Source organism: Chitinophaga fulva (assembly GCF_012927205.1).
Taxonomy (GTDB): Bacteria; Bacteroidota; Bacteroidia; order Chitinophagales; family Chitinophagaceae; genus Chitinophaga; species Chitinophaga fulva.
Genome location: NZ_JABBGC010000004.1, coordinates 720,450 through 737,280, shown reverse-complemented (window position 1 = coordinate 737,280; position 16,831 = coordinate 720,450). Strand labels below are relative to the sequence as shown.

The following is a 16,831-nucleotide window of genomic DNA, read 5'->3' as shown; positions in this document are numbered from 1 at the left end:
GCGTTTGCTCCTGATTTATGCTATTTTTGTCACAATTTAAACAAAAGGGTTTCATAAAAACAAATGCCACCCCCGAGTTTAAGCTATGATGATGCATGCGCGCAGCAGATTTCCTTCCGCCTGCGGCTTATATTACATGGTTAGATTGGTCATAAATTAGCGGGATAATAATCAAATTATGTCAAACAGGAAGCTGAATGTTTTTTTACCTCTTCTCTTTGCGGTAGTACTGGCCATCGGGATGTTCCTCGGTCATAAAATGCCCGGGTCCAACACCGGCGGTACGACCGTCTTCTTCACCAAGCCCACCAAGGGACCATTACAGGAAGTGATGGACCTCATCAAAACAAAATACGTAGATACACTGGATGCCGATAAAGTACAACAGGAGGCTATCGATGGCCTGCTGAGCCATCTCGACCCTCACTCTATCTATATTCCCCCTTCCCAGTTACAAGCTGTAAATGAAGACCTGGAAGGCAACTTTCAGGGCATCGGCGTGGAATTCAACATCACGGCCGATACCGTTAATGTGATATCTGTGCTGAGTGGCGGCCCTTCAGAAGCGGCCGGTGTACAAACAGGCGACAAGATCCTTAAAGTCAACGACAGCCTCGTAGCCGGCAATGGCATCACCCCGGATAAAATCCGCAGACTGCTGCGCGGCCCTGCAGGATCCCTTGTCAACACGGTCCTGTTGCGCCAGCAGAAAAAAATACAGGTACCTATTAAAAGAGGTATCATTCCCATCTACAGCCTGGATGCCAGCTATATGGCCGCTCCCGGTATTGGTTACATCAAGATCAACAAGTTCTCCGCCACTACCTTCGATGAGTTCATGAAAGCGATGCGTAAGCTGGAAAAACAGGGCATGGTAAAACTGATCATCGACGTACGCCAGAACCCGGGCGGATTCATGGACGCCGCTGTCCGCATTGCAGATGAACTGCTGGACGATAATAAACTGATTGTATATACAAAAGGTAAGGACTACCCACGCACCGATTATAAGACTAAACGCCCGGGCATGTTTGAACATGGCGCACTGGCCATCCTCACCGACGAAGGCTCTGCTTCCGCCAGTGAAATACTCGCCGGTGCTATACAGGACTGGGACCGTGGCGCTGTCATCGGCCGCCGCACTTTCGGTAAAGGCCTGGTACAGGAACAATATGATCTCGACAACGGCGGCGCACTCCGTCTCACCGTTGCCCGGTACTATATCCCTTCCGGCAGAAGCATCCAAAAGCCTTACGGCGACGGCACCTCTTATGATGAAGATATCCTCGAACGTTTCCACCACGGTGAACTGGTGAACAAAGACAGTATCAAAATCACTGACACCGTTCCTTACAAAACAGCCTCCGGACGCCGCGTATATGGCGGTGGCGGTATCACTCCTGATATTTTCGTACCGTTTGATACCTCCCGCTTCTCTCCGTCACTAACGGCCATCTATACACGTAACACACTGAGCAATTTCGCTTATCAGTATTACACCAGCAACAAGGAGGCCTTCAAACGTTATAAGGACGCAGAAGACTTCACCAAAAACTTCCAGACCAGCCCGGCCCTGTTTGAAGAGTTTAAGGCCTATGCACAGAAAGACAGCGTGCCCGGTCTGCAACACCTCAGCAGCCATGACGACCTCGAGATCAAAACCCGTCTCAAAGCCATGCTGGCCCGCCAGTTGTACCGCACAGAAGGGTTCTATGAAACAATCAATGCTACTGACCCGGTAATGAAGAAAGCGCTGGAAGAACTGAACCGCGACCGCTGATAGACAGGATTATTGCTGATTCGCCTGATTGAGCGGAGATTGATACAGAGAGCAGAGCGGGAATAAAACCAGAGAATAAAGATCAGAGAATAGAACCTGATAATAAAATAAAGAAGTAATAATAAAAAGCACATCGCCCATTGATATCGTATCAATGGGCGATGTGCTTTTTATTATATTGCTATTGTATTACTGTTGATCAACAATCTCCGCTCAATCAGGCGAATCAGCAATAATCATGACCATCACAGTTATCGGTTAGGTTTCCGTTCCATCTTCGGCAGTGACATGGCAATCAGATCGTTCATCACATTCACGGCTTCATCAAGATAGATGTCTTTCGTTCTTACCTTGATCCAGTCCTTGTTACGGGCGATCTTGGAGGAATCGTTGCCGAGTTTTTCCATATCTGACTTGATGTTAATGATACTCAGTTCTTTCACTTTATCGTTTACTGCATCATATTTTTTCAGGGCAGCGGTATTGGTTTTCTGTTCAGCCTTGAAAGTTTGCAGGTTGAGAGAATACGTTTCCTGCTTTTCAAGTTTCTTCAGGGCATTCAGGTTTTCGGTGAGCAGCTTGAAAGCCTGGCTGGTAGCCATTCTTTTTTCGCTGTTCTTTTTCAGCGCTTCAGCAGGCACCGGGTTAATCCAGGGAGTGAAGGAAGCGCGGGGAATTTCATCCCATACGAGGGCATCGCTGTCTTTGCGTTCGGCCACATCATAGTATGGGTCCGGCAGCACTACATCAGATGCTACGCCTTTCAGCTGGGTGGAACCGCCGTTGGCCCGGTAGAACTTCTGCTGGGTAAGTTTCAGGGCGCCGAGGCTGCCACCATCTTTTACCGGATAGAAATCGTCGAGATTGAACAGGCGTTGTACCGTACCCTTACCGAAGGTCTGGCCACTACCGATGATCACTGCGCGTTTATAATCCTGCATCGCTGCTGCCATGATCTCAGAAGCAGATGCGCTGTATTCATTGACCATAATGGCCAGCGGGCCGTCGTATTGAACGTTTTTATCACGATCGCGCAGCACCACCGCGTCGCCGCCTCTGGAGCGTACCTGTACCACAGGGCCTTCCGGAATAAACAGGCCGGCCATCTGTACCACGTCCTGGAGAGAGCCGCCACCGTTGAAGCGCAGGTCGAGGATGATACCTTCCACTTTCTCCGCTTTCAGTTTGGCTACTTCTTTGGCCACGTCTTCCGCACTGCGGGCGCCGTTACGATCGTTGAAGTCAGCATAGAATTCCGGCAGATAGATATAGCCTATTTTATGCTGGCCATTGATGATGGCGGATTTAGCAAAGGTTTCTTCTGTCACGATCTCATCGCGAACGATGGTAATGTCTTTCGTCGTACCATCCACACTTCTCACGGTCAGTTTTACCGGTGTGCCTTTTTTACCACGGATCAGTTTCACGGCATCTTCTACAGGGTAACCAGTAATATCAACTGGTTCTGTGTTTCCCTGGGCCACTTTCTGGATAACGTCGTTAGCTTTCAGCTGACCTTGTTTCCAGCTGGGGCTTCCGGTAACGATGCTTACCACTTTAATACGGTCACCTTCTTCCTTCAGTTGGGCACCGATGCCGAAGAATTTACCGGCCATCTGTTCTTCGAAGGCACGTTTTTCATCGGGTGGGAAGTAGTCAGTGTGCGGGTCCATCGTGGTGGTGATGGCGTTAACGTATAAGTTGAAACGGTCGTTGTCGTTTTGTCTGTTTTTCAGGCGCTCAAAGTAGCGGTCATACAGCTGTTTCACCTTTACGCGGGCTTCGCTTTCCAGCTGAGCGTCGGTTTTGGTTTTAGCGCTGTCGCCGTCTTTTGCTTTCTCTCTCATCTCCTGGAGATCAGTGAGTTTTTCCAGTGTGCGGTATTTCAGCACTTTACGCCAGGCTTCCTTCCGGGCGTTTTCACCTGCCGGGTAGTCCAGCTTCTCCGGGTCGAGGGTCACTTTCTCGTCCACAGTGAAATCAAACGGTTTGGAGAGGAGTTCGGGGTAGATGACCGCTGCTTCAGCCACCCTTTGTTTGATCAGGGTGTTGATATTGCGGAAACAATCTACCGGCGCGCCTTTCAGTTCATCGTCTATATGGGTGGCCAGCGGTTCCAGACGGTTAATGTCAGATTTGAGGAAAAACTTCTTTTCCACGTCCAGGCTACGCACATATTTATTAAAAACTTCTCTGGAGAAGGCGTCATCAATGGGCTTGGGTTGGTAGTGCCCTTCCTTCAGCATCTGGCCTACCAGGTTCATGATGACTTCGTAGCGGCCAGGGGGGTCGTCTGCATGGCCCAGCTTGTTAAAAGCCAACACACCGGCAGATATGCTGAGGAGCACGACCGGGATAATCACTTTCAGTCTCATATGTATCTCTATTAACGTAAACGTTGTCTGATCAAATATAAAATAAAATCGTCCGTTGCCACTTGAAATTATTTCCTTTTAACAAAAAATTGGGCCAAACGGTCGCGCAGACGGGCGAAGGGTCGGATGAGGCATGAAATGGGGCTTGCCAAACAGGTGAGTACAGAGAGTAGGAAGAGTAACAGCAATAAGGCGCAAAGCCGTCAGCCCTGCGCCTTTACTGCATTTTATCAATCTTTTACCAGCTTATAAACAGCGCCTTTAAAACCGTCTTTGGTAGACATGCTCGTGAGCATATAAATTTCTCCCTGCTCATCTTCTCCCCAGCTGAGAATGAAGGGGTTATCAGCAGGGCGATTGGACAGTTCGAGATCTGCCCGTTCCCATTTGTTGCCCTTTGGCACCAGCACGAAGGCTTTCCCGTTGTAATCACCGAAAATATAAAGGCCTTTCAGGGAAGGAATGGCGTTACCTCTGTACACATATCCACCGGTGATGCTGATGCCCAGATCGTGGTCATACTCGTGTATGGGAGGCGTCAGTTTGTTGCGGTCGGCATCGGCAGGAACGTTGAAATCATGATATCCCTCCATGATGCGCCAGCCGTAGTTACCGCCTTTGGTGATGATGTCCACTTCTTCGTATTTGGCTTGTCCCACATCGCCGGCAAACAGCTTACCGGTAGCTTTGTCAAACGAAAAGCGCCATGGATTGCGCAAGCCATAGGCCCATATTTCCGGCTTTGCATCCGCTGTTTTCACAAACGGATTGTCTGCCGGCACTTTATACGGTGTACCATTCACGTCTATACGCAGTATTTTTCCCAACACGGTGCCCAGGTCCTGCGCATTGCCGATGGTGCCGTGTTTGTCGCCACCGCCGCCGCCATCACCGAGGCCAATGTACAGGTATCCGTCGCGACCGAACACCAGCTGGCCACCGTTATGGTTAGACTCCGGCTGGTTGATCTCCATCAGCACCCTTTTGGATGCCGGATCGGCCACATCAGGATTGGTGGCAGAGGCAGTAAACTCCACCAGCCTGCTTTTATGGTCCAGCACCCGTTTGACCGGGTTCGGCACCGGTGCGCTGTAGTACACATAAAATTTACGGTTCTTTTTGAAGTCGGGATGGAAAGCCATGCCCAGCAGTCCTCTTTCATCATAGGCAGGATTTACCTTTACCATATCTGAACTTACATCCAGGAAAGGTTGTGGCAACTGGCTGCCCTTTTTATCAACAATCCATACTTTCCCTTCTTTCTGGCAGAAAAATAACCGGCCTGTACCATCGTGAGGGACCGCCATATTGACCGGGGAAATGAACTTATCGGTTACCAGTTGCAGCCTGGCTTTTCTGGGAGGAGGCGCTGCTTTGTCCGGCTCTCCGGCCAGTACAGCATGGTTGAATAACAGGGGAATGAACATCCCACATAACAACCCTTGTATTTTCATCATCGTGCGGAATTTGAAGCAATAAAAATAGCAGATTATTATCCCTTTACTGATGACTTTTTGCTTTTTCCCTCCTGCTTTTTACCTTTGGCAGTAAATTACACCCGCTTGGACACAACGGCCTCTACACCCAGAAACGACCCATACGCATCGCTACGCTATCAGGAGTTTAACTATTATCTGGTCATCCGCTTCGCATTGGTATTTGCGCTGGCCATGCAGTTCGCCATCATAGAATGGAAAGTATACGCGCTATCCCATGACCCGTTTACCCTTGGATTGATAGGATTGTCTGAAGTTATTCCTGCCGTGACGCTGGCTCCTTTCGCCGGGCATCTGGTAGACAAACGGGAAAAGCGGGGGTTGTTGCTGAAATGTGTGATCGCCTATATCTTTATCAGTACCGGTCTTTTTCTGCTAACGTGGGACAAAGCTGTGGCGGGCCTCTCCACCCAATGGATACTATTATCGATCTATTTCCTGGTATTTACCGGCGGTATTGTCCGGGCCTTTGTCAGTCCATCTAATTTCTCCCTGATGTCTTTGCTGGTACCCCGTGCATTATATGCCAACGCTTCCACCTGGAGCAGTTCTGCCTGGCAGATCGGCGGCGTGCTGGGACCTGCGCTGGGCGGGCTTTGTATCCACTGGTTCGGCGTACACTGGTCGATGTTGCTGGTGGTGGCCATTTTCCTGGCGCCGCTTTACAGCCTGATTCAGATCAAGCCCAAGCCGGTTTACTATAAAGAAAAAGGGGAAACCTTCTTACAGGGACTGACCAGCGGGATGCGTTTTGTGTGGAAGACAAAAGTGGTGCTGGGCGCCATGTCACTGGACATGTTTGCTGTATTGTTTGGCGGGGCCATAGCCATGTTGCCGGCTTATGCCACAGATGTGTTGCACGTGGGTTCGTTGGGATATGGCCTGTTGCGTTCCGCGCCGGCTGTTGGGTCACTGATAACCATGTTTATTATCGCGCACCGGCCACTGGTCAACAAGCCCGGCATCAAACTGCTGGCTGCTGTATTTGGTTTTGGCATAACGATCATCCTCTTCGGGGTGTCTACCAGTTTCTGGCTTTCCATAGCTATTCTGCTGGTTAGCGGAGCGCTGGATGGTGTCAGTGTTATTATCCGACAGACGATTCTTCAGCTGAAAACACCGGATGAAATGCGTGGCCGTGTGGCTTCTGTAAGCTCCATGTTCGTAGGTTCCTCCAATGAGCTGGGCGCTTTTGAGAGCGGCTTCATGGCGCGGCAGCTGGGACTGGTCACCTCTGTGGTATTTGGTGGCTGCGTTACGCTGGCCGTGGTGGCTACCACCTATGTTATCAGTCCGGCCATGCGTAAGCTGGACCTGAAACCGTGATCAGGTCAGAGATCCATTTTATCTTTCAACTTTTCAAGTACATAGAATACAGCGGGGCAGACCGTGCTGTTTTCGTAAGTGATATTGGGACGTTTGAAAAAATCGTAGCTATCGGTGTAGGGGTAGTTGGCGCAATCGCCGGGGCGTACGTCATATATGCTGCAGCCGTTATCTCCTCCTAAAAACGGGCAGGGGCTTGACTTCACCACATAATCTTCATCTTTGTCAATACGCAGATAAGTATCAATAAAAGCGCCTTCTTTCATGCCCAGGTATTTGGAAATCCGTTTGATGTCCGGGGCTTTGAAGCGGGGACTGATAGATTTGCAGCAGCGGGCGCAGTCCATACAGTCGATATGGCTGAACGCTTCGTCATGAAGTTCCGGCAGCAGCTTCTCCACCCCTTTACCGCGGCGTGTCTGCAGCTTCTGCAGGAATTGTTTGTTGGCCTTTTGTTTGTCTTTGGCCTTCTGTTCCCAGTCTTCTAAAATCTTGCTCATTGGCGCAAAGATAAGTAAATACCCGGTGGACAAAATTATGACACAAGCTATCTTACCAACAGTATCATTTATCACTGTTTTCCTTCTCTGCTGCCAGTGTTTTGGCGATTGCTTAAAATCTGCATAGCTTTGCGCATTCTATTTCAAACTACCTGCTAACATCATGAATCTTTTTGATATCCAACAAATTGAATTCGTGCACCGTCACATTGGTCCGAATGAAGCTGAGAAGAACCAGATGCTGGAAACCATAGGTACAGCCAATCTGGATGAACTGATCAACAAAACTGTTCCCGGTGCTATCCGCATGCAGCATCCGCTTGCAGTTCCCGCTGCTATGAGCGAAAGCGATTACCTACGCCATCTGAAAGAGGTTTCCCTTAAGAACAAGGTAATGCGCAACTATATTGGTCAGGGCTACTTCGACACGATCACGCCTAGCGTGATCCTGCGTAACGTATTCGAGAATCCAGGATGGTACACGCAGTACACGCCGTATCAGGCGGAGATTTCCCAGGGAAGACTGGAAAGCCTGCTGAACTACCAGACGATGGTAAGTGACCTGACGGGTTTGCCGATTTCCAACGCGTCGCTGCTGGATGAAGCCACTGCCGCTGCAGAAGCAATGACGATGTTCTTCAACGCCCTCAACAAAGACCACGACCACGTAACCAGGCCTAAGTTTTTTGTAGATACCAACGTTTACCCTCAGACACTGGACGTTATCCAGACCCGTGCCACTCCACTGCACATTGAAGTAGTGGTCGGCGATTACAAAACAGCACAGTTCGACGCTGATTACTTCGGTGCGCTGATACAATACCCTAACAATGTGGGTGCTGTTGAAGATTACCAGGAATTCATCCAGAAAGTACATACCGTGGGCGCTTTCGTAGGCGTAGCCACCGACCTGCTGGCACTGACCCTGTTAACTTCCCCGGGAGAACTGGGTGCTGACGCCGCCTTTGGTTCCGCACAACGTTTTGGTGTTCCGTTGGGCTTTGGTGGTCCTCACGCTGCATTCTTTGCCGTGAAAGACGACTTCAAACGTTCTATCCCCGGCCGTATCATTGGTGTGAGCATCGACGCACAAGGCCAGCGTGCCCTGCGTATGGCGCTGCAAACCCGTGAACAGCACATCAAACGTGAAAAAGCTACTTCCAATATCTGTACCGCTCAGGCCCTGCTGGCTAATATGGCTGCCATGTACGCCGTATACCATGGCCCTGAAGGACTGAAGAACATCGCTACCCGTGTAGCGCTGCTCACCGCTGCGCTGGCAGAAAAATTACAGGCAAAAGGACTGAAACTGGCCGCTGGTAACTTCTTCGATACCATCGTAATCGAAGGCGCCAGCGATGTGAAAGCAGCCGCTGAAGCAGCTGGTATCAACCTGCGCTATTTCGCTAACGGCCAGGTAGGTATCTCTATCGATGAAACCGCCACCATATCCGACATCAACGATGTTCTTCGTGTATTCGGCGCCGGTAGCGCAGACGCAGCCAGCATATCCAATGGTAAAGCCGCCATCCCTGCCGGCCTGGAGCGTACCTCCACTTACCTGCAACATCCGGTGTTCAACAGCTATCACAGCGAATCGCTGATGATGCGTTACCTGAAAATGCTGGAGAACAAAGACCTGTCCCTGAACACGTCCATGATCTCCCTCGGTTCCTGCACCATGAAGCTGAACGCAGCTTCCGAAATGATTCCGCTGAGCTGGGCCCACTGGAGCAAAATGCACCCGTTTGCCCCGAAAGAACAAGCTGGCGGTTATCTGCAGATGACCTCCGAACTGGGCGAATACCTCAGCCAGATCACTGGTTTCGACTCCTGCAGCCTGCAGCCTAACAGCGGCGCCCAGGGCGAATATGCCGGTCTGCTGGTGATCCGTCAATACCACGAAAGCAGAGGCGAAGGACACCGTAATGTGATGCTGATCCCGATCAGCGCCCACGGTACCAACCCTGCATCCGCAGTAATGGCTGGTTTCAAGGTAGTAGTAGTAAAAGCACTGGAAAACGGCTACATCGATGTAGATGACCTGAAAGCCAAAGCTGCTTTACATGCCAAAGATCTCGCCGGTATCATGATCACTTATCCTTCCACCTACGGTGTATATGAAGAATCAGTGAAAGAAATCTGCGCTACCATCCACGAACACGGTGGCCAGGTATACATGGACGGTGCTAATATGAACGCACAGGTAGGCCTCACTGCTCCGGGCATCATCGGTGCAGACGTATGCCACCTGAACCTGCACAAAACCTTCGCTATCCCTCACGGTGGCGGCGGTCCCGGCATGGGCCCCATCTGCGTGGCAAAACACCTGACACCATTCCTGCCAGGTCACGTGGAACTGAACAACGGTAAAGTATCTCATGCGGTATCTGCAGCACCGTTCGGTTCTGCCAGCATCCTGCTCATCTCTTACGCTTACATCCGTATGCTCGGTAATGTTGGTGTAAAACAGGCTTCTGAATATGCTATCCTGAACGCCAACTACATGAAGGCAAGACTGGAAAAAGCATACGATATCCTCTACACCGGTGTTAACGGTACCTGCGCCCACGAGTTCATCGTAGACCTCCGTCCGTTTAAAGCTACTGCCGGTATTGAAGCCGAAGATGTGGCCAAACGCCTGATGGACTACGGCTTCCACGCTCCTACCATGAGCTTCCCGGTACCGGGCACTATCATGATCGAGCCTACCGAAAGTGAGGACAAAGGTGAACTGGATCGCTTCTGCGACGCCCTGCTGGCCATCCGCGAAGAAATCCGCGCGGTGGAAGAAGGTACTGCCGACAAACAGCACAACGTACTCAAAAACGCGCCACATACCCAGTTTGTGATCACTGCCGACGAATGGACCCGTCCATACAGCCGTCAACAGGCAGCTTACCCGCTGGAATACGTGAAAGCCAACAAATTCTGGCCTTCCGTAAGCCGTGTGAACAACACTCACGGCGACAGGAACCTGATCTGCACCTGCGAACCAGTAAGTGCTTACGAGGAATCTGTAGCGTAACAGCTCATTTAAATGCAATAAAAAAGCTGCTCCTTCCCGGAGCAGCTTTTTTTATTCCCAGGGCTTTAACCCCGGGTTATATTATTCTATTTTCCGGCTTTGTGGTTGCGAAGCTGGCTGAGGAAAACAGGCGTCATGCCCAGGTAAGAAGCCAGGTACTTTTGCGGTACACGGGCGGCAATGGCCGGATATCGCTCCAGGAAAGCTTCATACCGTTCCGCTGCCGTGTGACTGATATTCTGTAGAATACGGCGGTTCTGTGCCAGATAAGCATTCTGGTGCAGTATCCTGAAAAAACGTTCAAAGGCAGGTACCTTTTGATAAAGGTTTTGCAGGGCTTCCCGCTCCAGTTGCAACACACAGGAAGGCTCCAGTGCCTCAATACTCACCTGTGAAGGGCTTTGTGTCAACAGGCTTTCAAGATCAGTGATCCACCAATCTTCCACTGCAAAATGTAATACGTGCTCAACATCGTTCCGGTCTGTGATGTAGGACCGCAGGCATCCCTGTATGATGAAATACTCATAACGGCAGATGTCGCCAGCCTGTAATAACCACTGGCGCCGTTGCAGGCGGCGTGGTTTCAGCAGGCTGACGAAATATTGCTGTTCTTCCGGTGTGAGTTGTATATGCCGGGCCACATGTTGCAACAGTAGCCCATATAAGTCTTGCTGGTCCATTATTTATTGCTGGTTTAATACCGGTTCCAGCACTTCAATCTTACCATCTATCGGCTGTGTAATATCGAGGCCGAGTATACGGGCCACTAACGGGTACACATGTATGTTTTCAAAAGTGGCGATGCGTGTATTGGTTTTGAAGGCCGGTCCCCATGCCATGAAGATAGCATTCATATCAGTAAGATTATTATCGAAGCCGTGATGCCCCGGGTGCATTTTCTTCCCCGGCATGCCGAAAGCATAGTTAGCTTCCGCCACCACTACGATATCTCCGATGCGGTTATACACATCTTCCTGTCCGTAGTGCCATCTTTCCGGTGTTTCTTTTTTCAGGTATACGGTATAATGGTTTTCATGTTGTTTCAGGAAATCATAAGCTGTTTTGATATCCGCTTCGTTATTGCCATAGAGCATTATTTTCTCGCCGCCGGGCACGATGCGGAGCGGTTTCAGGGCCGGGCTGTCCGGCAGGGACAAGGTACGTTCCGTATCTACCCGCAGCATGCCGTGATCGGACACGATGATAAAGTTGACCGGCAGGTTCAGTTTATTCACTGCCTCCTGCATGCGGCCAATGGCGGCATCCACAAACTGTACGGCATTTTTCACGCTGTCGCTGTCAGGCCCGTAACTGTGCCCCATATGGTCCACTTCCGGGAAGTAGAAAGTAATGAGATGTGGACGTTGCTCTACCGGCAGTTGCAGCCAATTTACCACCTGTTGAATACGTTGGTCGATGCCTGTTTTTTCCTGGTACTTAAAATAATAGGTGGGCCGTATGTTCTGAATAGCGCTTTCAGTGCCTACCCAAAAATAGCTGGCGCTGACCATCTGTTGTTTTTCCGCCAGTATCCACAGCGGTAATCCTCCGTACCAGGTGCCGTCTTCCACCGCATCACGGTTACCTACTTTATAGATAGCATCCCGTTTACGGTCGTAGAAGTGATTGTCTACCAGGCCGTGGTGTGCCGGATACATGCCTGTAGCCAGTGTATAGTGATTGGGGAATGTCAGTGAAGGAAAAGAAGGTTGCATGGCAGTAGCCCTTACGCCCTGACCAGAGAGACGGAGCAGATTTTGTGCATGGTGTTTCTCCGCGTAATCATACCGGAACCCGTCGATGGAGATCATGATCACGTAAGGCTTTGTTTGCTGGGAGGCGCTGTTTTTCCGTCCTTCTACTGTCAGTTGAGCTGTGTCCTGTGCATACAGGCCTATTGTTGTAAGAAGTGCTGCCGCCAATAAAATGAAAATCCGCTTCACTTTCGTTGTTTTAGTTTAGATGATGTGTTGATGGGGAGTAATAACAGGATGGGTTAAAGACGCGCAAATTAGAAAACTTATTCCACATCCGGTTGAACAGGGAATTATATAAACGTTAATGTACGATTTAGATTATATGATAATATTTTATCCAAAAATCAATCATCTGATTAAAATAACAGCAAAATAACAACCATAATTTAAAATATTATATATATAAATTTAATTAATTGACTGTTTATCTATATATTAGCCAACTGAAAAACCATCGATACTATGTCCGACTACACCTTTATTACAACTGAGGAAAACTTTTTACTACAACAAGCACTGAAGCGGAACAAACAGCAGTTACGGAAATTTGCGTTAATAGGTTTTATTGTGTTATTGGTAGCGGCTATCATTCCGCAGATTTACCTGTATACCCACAATACGTTGGGCGATGCAGATGATTCCCTGTTTTCCTATAAGAATGCCTGGTTTTGGGTATGGATGATTTGTTTTGTGATTGCGCTGGTGTTTGCACTGATTAAAGTAACTGATATCCGGTATTGGGCACTGAAGAAGGACCTGGTAGCGCTGCAAAAAGCCACCTTGCAGGCTCCCATGGAAGCGGTATATCTGGAGAACAACGATACACAGACCAACATCATGATAAAACTGGACAACCAGAAAAAACGCCTGTTTTACTGGATGCGTGGCGCCCTGGAAGGTTACCGCGCCGGCCAGGAAGTGGAAATCACTTACGCCCGCTACTCCCGCGTTATCATCGCCATCAATAAAAAATAGCTTTAACCTACATCTAAAGCCGGTACGTCGGACAAGCCAACGTACCGGTATATACCTCCAACTTATCTACTGATATTACTACGGATTAAATGACCATTAATCCCTATCTTAGGAAGGCTTATTGAGATCCCCTGCATGCCTTACCTGAGAACATATGGTATTTCCCTGTTGGCCGCTATCCTGCTGCTAACACATTCCTGCCAGTGTAAAAAAGAACATGTTGATCCGCCGCAACCACCTGCACAGCAACAAGAGAACTATCTGGTGACTGCCATCCGCATAAACGGTACCCCGAAAGACAGCCTTGTATACAACAATCAGCTGCAACTCACAGAACGTTGGGATTACAATACCTCCTATCGGCAATGGCAGAACTACACCGCTTTCATGTATAACGCTGACGGCTATCTGAAATTAGCCCGTCACTATAATGAAAATGACAACACCCTCAAAAGCCTCTCCCAGAAAGATTCTCTGGGATGGGCTCCCGGCAGACTAACGGTCTACACCACCTACTACCGCAACCTCGGAGATGAAATATCCGGTTATGATACCACCAGGTATTTACAGGATGATGCCCGCCGCTTCTCCCTGATTGGTTATACAGACACGCTCCCATTCTTTTTCGGCAGAATGATGAGTTATGAAAAATATTTTTACGACCAGCAGGATATCCGGCAGTACCATATCGTCAACTATGTGGAGCCTATTGGTCTTCCGCCTACAACAGAAGCGTACCAGTACGACATGACCTATGGCAGCCAGCCGAACCCGTTGTACCGGTACCTGTCCAAAAACCCGTTGTTACTGCGCATGGTCACAGCAGACCTGCAAAACAACATCTGGAAAGGTTATCCGTTCCTTGCCAGCGAACATTATGTGACCAGCATCCGATATGAAACTGCTACCAGTGCAGCAGTGACTATTCCTGTAACCTATTTTACACCAGACACCATGCATTATCCACAAGAACAACGGCTCGCTTCCGGTACAACGATCAGTTACCGATACCGGATTGTTAAACAATAATATACTTATTACCAAAGCGTCAAATTCAAATACATTGAGGTAAAACAATAATACCTTTCTCATAGTAAGGGCCTTCCGGCCCTTACTTTTTTTTATCTTTGTGTCCATAAAACCCTGTCATACATGGACATCGAACAATACCGCGAATATTGCCTTTCCCTTCCGGGCGTTACGGAAGAATTTCCTTTCGGAGAAGAAACCCTCGTTTATAAAGTCAGCGGCAAAATGTTTGCCCTCACCAATCTCGAAGAATTCGGCAGCATCAATCTGAAATGCGACCCGGATGAGGCCGTGGAGCTACGGGAACGTTATGAAGGCGTAACACCCGGCTACCATATGAATAAAAAACACTGGAACACTGTAGATATGCATTCCAATATCTCCAATAAACTTATATTGGAATGGATCAAGAACTCCTATGATCTGGTAGTGGCCAGTCTGCCTAAAAAAGAACGGGAAAAGCTGGCCCAATAACCGCTCACCCATTTCTGCGGCCAGATTACCTGATTTTTTTGCTACTTTAGCCCCCGTCTAAAACAAACCGTTTATGAGAAAATGGCTGCTGCTGGCCTGTGCCGCGCTGTTCGTCTTTCCTGTAGTTACCAAAGCTGTTAACCAGGATTCCCTCTGGATGTATACCCATTACACCAAAAAAGAAGTGTATATCCCGATGCGGGACGGGGTAAAACTGTTTACCTCCATCTATCTTCCAAAAGACCAGTCGGAGAAACATCCCATCCTGATGACACGCACCCCCTACTCCTGCGCGCCTTACGGAGAGGCCAATTTCCGCCCGCTGTACAAGAACCACTATAAACAATACCTGAAAGAAGGTTATATCATGGTTGTCCAGGACGTAAGAGGCACCTGGATGAGTGAAGGCAAGTTCGTGAACGTACGTCCTTTTAACCCCAACAAAAAGGGGAAAAATGATATCGACGAAGCCAGCGACACCTACGACACCATCGACTGGCTGGTGAAAAACCTCGCCGGTAACAACGGCAGCGTGGGCATCTTCGGTATTTCCTATCCCGGCTTTTATTCTACCATGGGCGCGCTGAGCGGCCACCCTGCACTGAAAGCCGTTAGCCCACAGGCGCCGGTTACAGACTGGTTCATCGGCGATGACTTCCACCACAACGGTGCTTTCATGCTGACAGACGCCTTTTCTTTCTACACCGTATTTGATCACCCGCACCCAAAACCCACCACCGTTGGGCCTAAAGGCATCGAATACTACACCCGCGACAACTACAAATACTACCTCGAAACAGGCGCATTGCCTAATTTCTCCAAAATCATCGGCGACAGCGTAACTTTCTGGCATGAAATGTACGCCCATCCTAACTACGACGACTATTGGAAGGCACGTAACGTGCGCAACTTCCTGAAAAACGTAAAACCGGTGATGTTGGAAGTAGGCGGCGTATTTGATGCAGAAGACTGCTTCGGCGCCTGGAATACCTATAAAACCATCGAATCCGAAAGTCCCAATACCAACAATCGTATTGTGATGGGTCCGTGGTATCATGGTCAATGGGCTTCCAACGATGGTACCCATCTTGGCAACGTCCGCTTTGGCAGCAACACTTCTGAGTATTATGCCAACAACATCGAAATTCCTTTCTTCAATTATTACCTGAAAGGCAAAGGCCAGGCACCGGATATCGCTGAAGCGACGATCTTCTTCACCGGCAAAAACGAATGGAAAAGGCTGCCACAATGGCCTCCGGCTGATATGAAAGCACAACCCGTTTACCTACAACCTGACGGTAAACTGGCGTTCTCTCAACCTACCGCCACCAACAGTTTCAGCGAATACATCAGCGATCCGGCCAAACCCGTTCCATATACAGAAGATATCCACTTCAACCGGACCATCAGCTATATGACCGATGACCAGCGTTTTGCCTCCCGCAGACCAGATGTAGTGGCATTTGAATCAGAAGTATTGGACAAAGACATCACCCTTGCCGGTCCTGTTATTGCCGATATCATAGCCAGCACCACCGGTACTGATGCTGATTTCGTGGTAAAACTGGTAGACGTGTTCCCGAATGACTTCAAATACGAAGAAGACGCTGCTTCTGAACATCGCCGTGTGCCTTCTTCCACTTATCCTATGGGAGGTTACCAGATGCTGGTGCGTGGTGAGATCATGCGTGGCAAATTCCGTAACAGCTTCGAAAAGCCGGAAGCCTTTGTTCCGGGCCAACCTACTCCGGTGAAATTCACCCTGCCGGATGTAGCCCATACCTTCCAGAAGGGCCACCGTATCATGATCCAGATACAAAGCAGCTGGTTCCCGCTGGCGGACCGCAACCCGCAACAGTTCATGGATATCTACAAAGCCACTGACAAAGATTTCAAAAAGGCTGATATCAAAATCTATCATGATGCTACCCACGCATCTAAAGTATTGTTACCGATAGCACAGTAAATATCAACATCGATATAAAAAAGAAAACCGCCTGATAACACATCAGACGGTTTTCTTTTTATGGTACGTTTATCACATATCACCTCGCTCTACTCTTCGTAAAATCAGGCGGATCAGCAGTAATC

General features: G+C 49.1%; 12 protein-coding genes. 7 read left to right on the top strand and 5 right to left on the bottom strand.

The genetic code is table 11. From position 1 onward, the window contains the following. Positions 1-178 precede the first annotated feature (178 nt). Complete coding sequence (locus HHL17_RS31385; RefSeq protein ID WP_169228759.1) at positions 179-1,780, top strand: S41 family peptidase; 1,602 nt, start codon at positions 179-181, stop codon at positions 1,778-1,780. Between the two features lie 251 nt (positions 1,781-2,031). On the opposite strand, the gene HHL17_RS31380 is transcribed toward HHL17_RS31385, so the two are convergent. Further along, on the bottom strand, positions 2,032-4,155 hold the full coding sequence (locus HHL17_RS31380; RefSeq protein WP_169228758.1) for a carboxy terminal-processing peptidase: 2,124 nt from the start codon (positions 4,153-4,155) through the stop codon (positions 2,032-2,034). 230 nt (positions 4,156-4,385) lie between these two features. After that, positions 4,386-5,612, bottom strand: coding sequence for a PQQ-dependent sugar dehydrogenase (locus tag HHL17_RS31375; RefSeq protein ID WP_169228757.1), 1,227 nt, complete (start codon positions 5,610-5,612; stop codon positions 4,386-4,388). A gap of 105 nt (positions 5,613-5,717) precedes the next feature. Between HHL17_RS31375 and HHL17_RS31370 the strand changes: the two genes are divergently transcribed. Further along, positions 5,718-6,977 (top strand): MFS transporter, encoded by a 1,260-nt coding sequence (locus tag HHL17_RS31370; protein WP_169228756.1) that lies wholly within the window; start codon positions 5,718-5,720, stop codon positions 6,975-6,977. 5 nt (positions 6,978-6,982) lie between these two features. On the opposite strand, the gene HHL17_RS31365 is transcribed toward HHL17_RS31370, so the two are convergent. Then, positions 6,983-7,477 (bottom strand): YkgJ family cysteine cluster protein, encoded by a 495-nt coding sequence (locus HHL17_RS31365; protein WP_169228755.1) that lies wholly within the window; start codon positions 7,475-7,477, stop codon positions 6,983-6,985. 163 nt (positions 7,478-7,640) lie between these two features. Here HHL17_RS31365 and gcvP point away from each other — a divergent pair, with 163 nt between their 5' ends. Next, positions 7,641-10,505, top strand: a complete 2,865-nt coding sequence (gene gcvP / locus HHL17_RS31360) for an aminomethyl-transferring glycine dehydrogenase (RefSeq protein ID WP_169228754.1) — start codon at positions 7,641-7,643, stop codon at positions 10,503-10,505. 86 nt (positions 10,506-10,591) lie between these two features. Here gcvP and HHL17_RS31355 read toward each other — a convergent pair whose 3' ends face one another. Then, complete coding sequence (locus HHL17_RS31355; protein ID WP_169228753.1) at positions 10,592-11,185, bottom strand: Crp/Fnr family transcriptional regulator; 594 nt, start codon at positions 11,183-11,185, stop codon at positions 10,592-10,594. A 3-nt stretch (positions 11,186-11,188) separates the two neighbouring features. Continuing rightward, positions 11,189-12,448: an alkaline phosphatase family protein gene (locus HHL17_RS31350; protein ID WP_206156235.1), complete on the bottom strand. Its 1,260-nt coding sequence runs from the start codon at positions 12,446-12,448 to the stop codon at positions 11,189-11,191. 276 nt (positions 12,449-12,724) lie between these two features. Here HHL17_RS31350 and HHL17_RS31345 point away from each other — a divergent pair, with 276 nt between their 5' ends. The 4 genes from HHL17_RS31345 to HHL17_RS31330 all read left to right on the top strand — a co-directional run bounded on the left by HHL17_RS31345 (position 12,725) and on the right by HHL17_RS31330 (position 16,706). Then, on the top strand, positions 12,725-13,237 hold the full coding sequence (locus HHL17_RS31345; RefSeq protein WP_169228752.1) for a hypothetical protein: 513 nt from the start codon (positions 12,725-12,727) through the stop codon (positions 13,235-13,237). A 135-nt stretch (positions 13,238-13,372) separates the two neighbouring features. Continuing rightward, on the top strand, positions 13,373-14,266 hold the full coding sequence (locus tag HHL17_RS31340; protein WP_169228751.1) for a hypothetical protein: 894 nt from the start codon (positions 13,373-13,375) through the stop codon (positions 14,264-14,266). A gap of 123 nt (positions 14,267-14,389) precedes the next feature. Beyond that, positions 14,390-14,740: an MmcQ/YjbR family DNA-binding protein gene (locus tag HHL17_RS31335; protein ID WP_169228750.1), complete on the top strand. Its 351-nt coding sequence runs from the start codon at positions 14,390-14,392 to the stop codon at positions 14,738-14,740. A 73-nt stretch (positions 14,741-14,813) separates the two neighbouring features. Continuing rightward, complete coding sequence (locus tag HHL17_RS31330; protein WP_169228749.1) at positions 14,814-16,706, top strand: CocE/NonD family hydrolase; 1,893 nt, start codon at positions 14,814-14,816, stop codon at positions 16,704-16,706. Positions 16,707-16,831: the final 125 nt, after the last annotated feature.

Coding starts and splice junctions, on each gene's coding strand:
- HHL17_RS31385 (WP_169228759.1), top strand. CDS start 179: ATGTCAAACAGGAAGCTGAATGTTTTTTTACCTCTTCTCTTTGCGGTA.
- HHL17_RS31380 (WP_169228758.1), bottom strand. CDS start 4,155: ATGAGACTGAAAGTGATTATCCCGGTCGTGCTCCTCAGCATATCTGCC.
- HHL17_RS31375 (WP_169228757.1), bottom strand. CDS start 5,612: ATGATGAAAATACAAGGGTTGTTATGTGGGATGTTCATTCCCCTGTTA.
- HHL17_RS31365 (WP_169228755.1), bottom strand. CDS start 7,477: ATGAGCAAGATTTTAGAAGACTGGGAACAGAAGGCCAAAGACAAACAA.
- gcvP (WP_169228754.1), top strand. CDS start 7,641: ATGAATCTTTTTGATATCCAACAAATTGAATTCGTGCACCGTCACATT.
- HHL17_RS31355 (WP_169228753.1), bottom strand. CDS start 11,185: ATGGACCAGCAAGACTTATATGGGCTACTGTTGCAACATGTGGCCCGG.
- HHL17_RS31345 (WP_169228752.1), top strand. CDS start 12,725: ATGTCCGACTACACCTTTATTACAACTGAGGAAAACTTTTTACTACAA.
- HHL17_RS31340 (WP_169228751.1), top strand. CDS start 13,373: ATGCCTTACCTGAGAACATATGGTATTTCCCTGTTGGCCGCTATCCTG.
- HHL17_RS31335 (WP_169228750.1), top strand. CDS start 14,390: ATGGACATCGAACAATACCGCGAATATTGCCTTTCCCTTCCGGGCGTT.
- HHL17_RS31330 (WP_169228749.1), top strand. CDS start 14,814: ATGAGAAAATGGCTGCTGCTGGCCTGTGCCGCGCTGTTCGTCTTTCCT.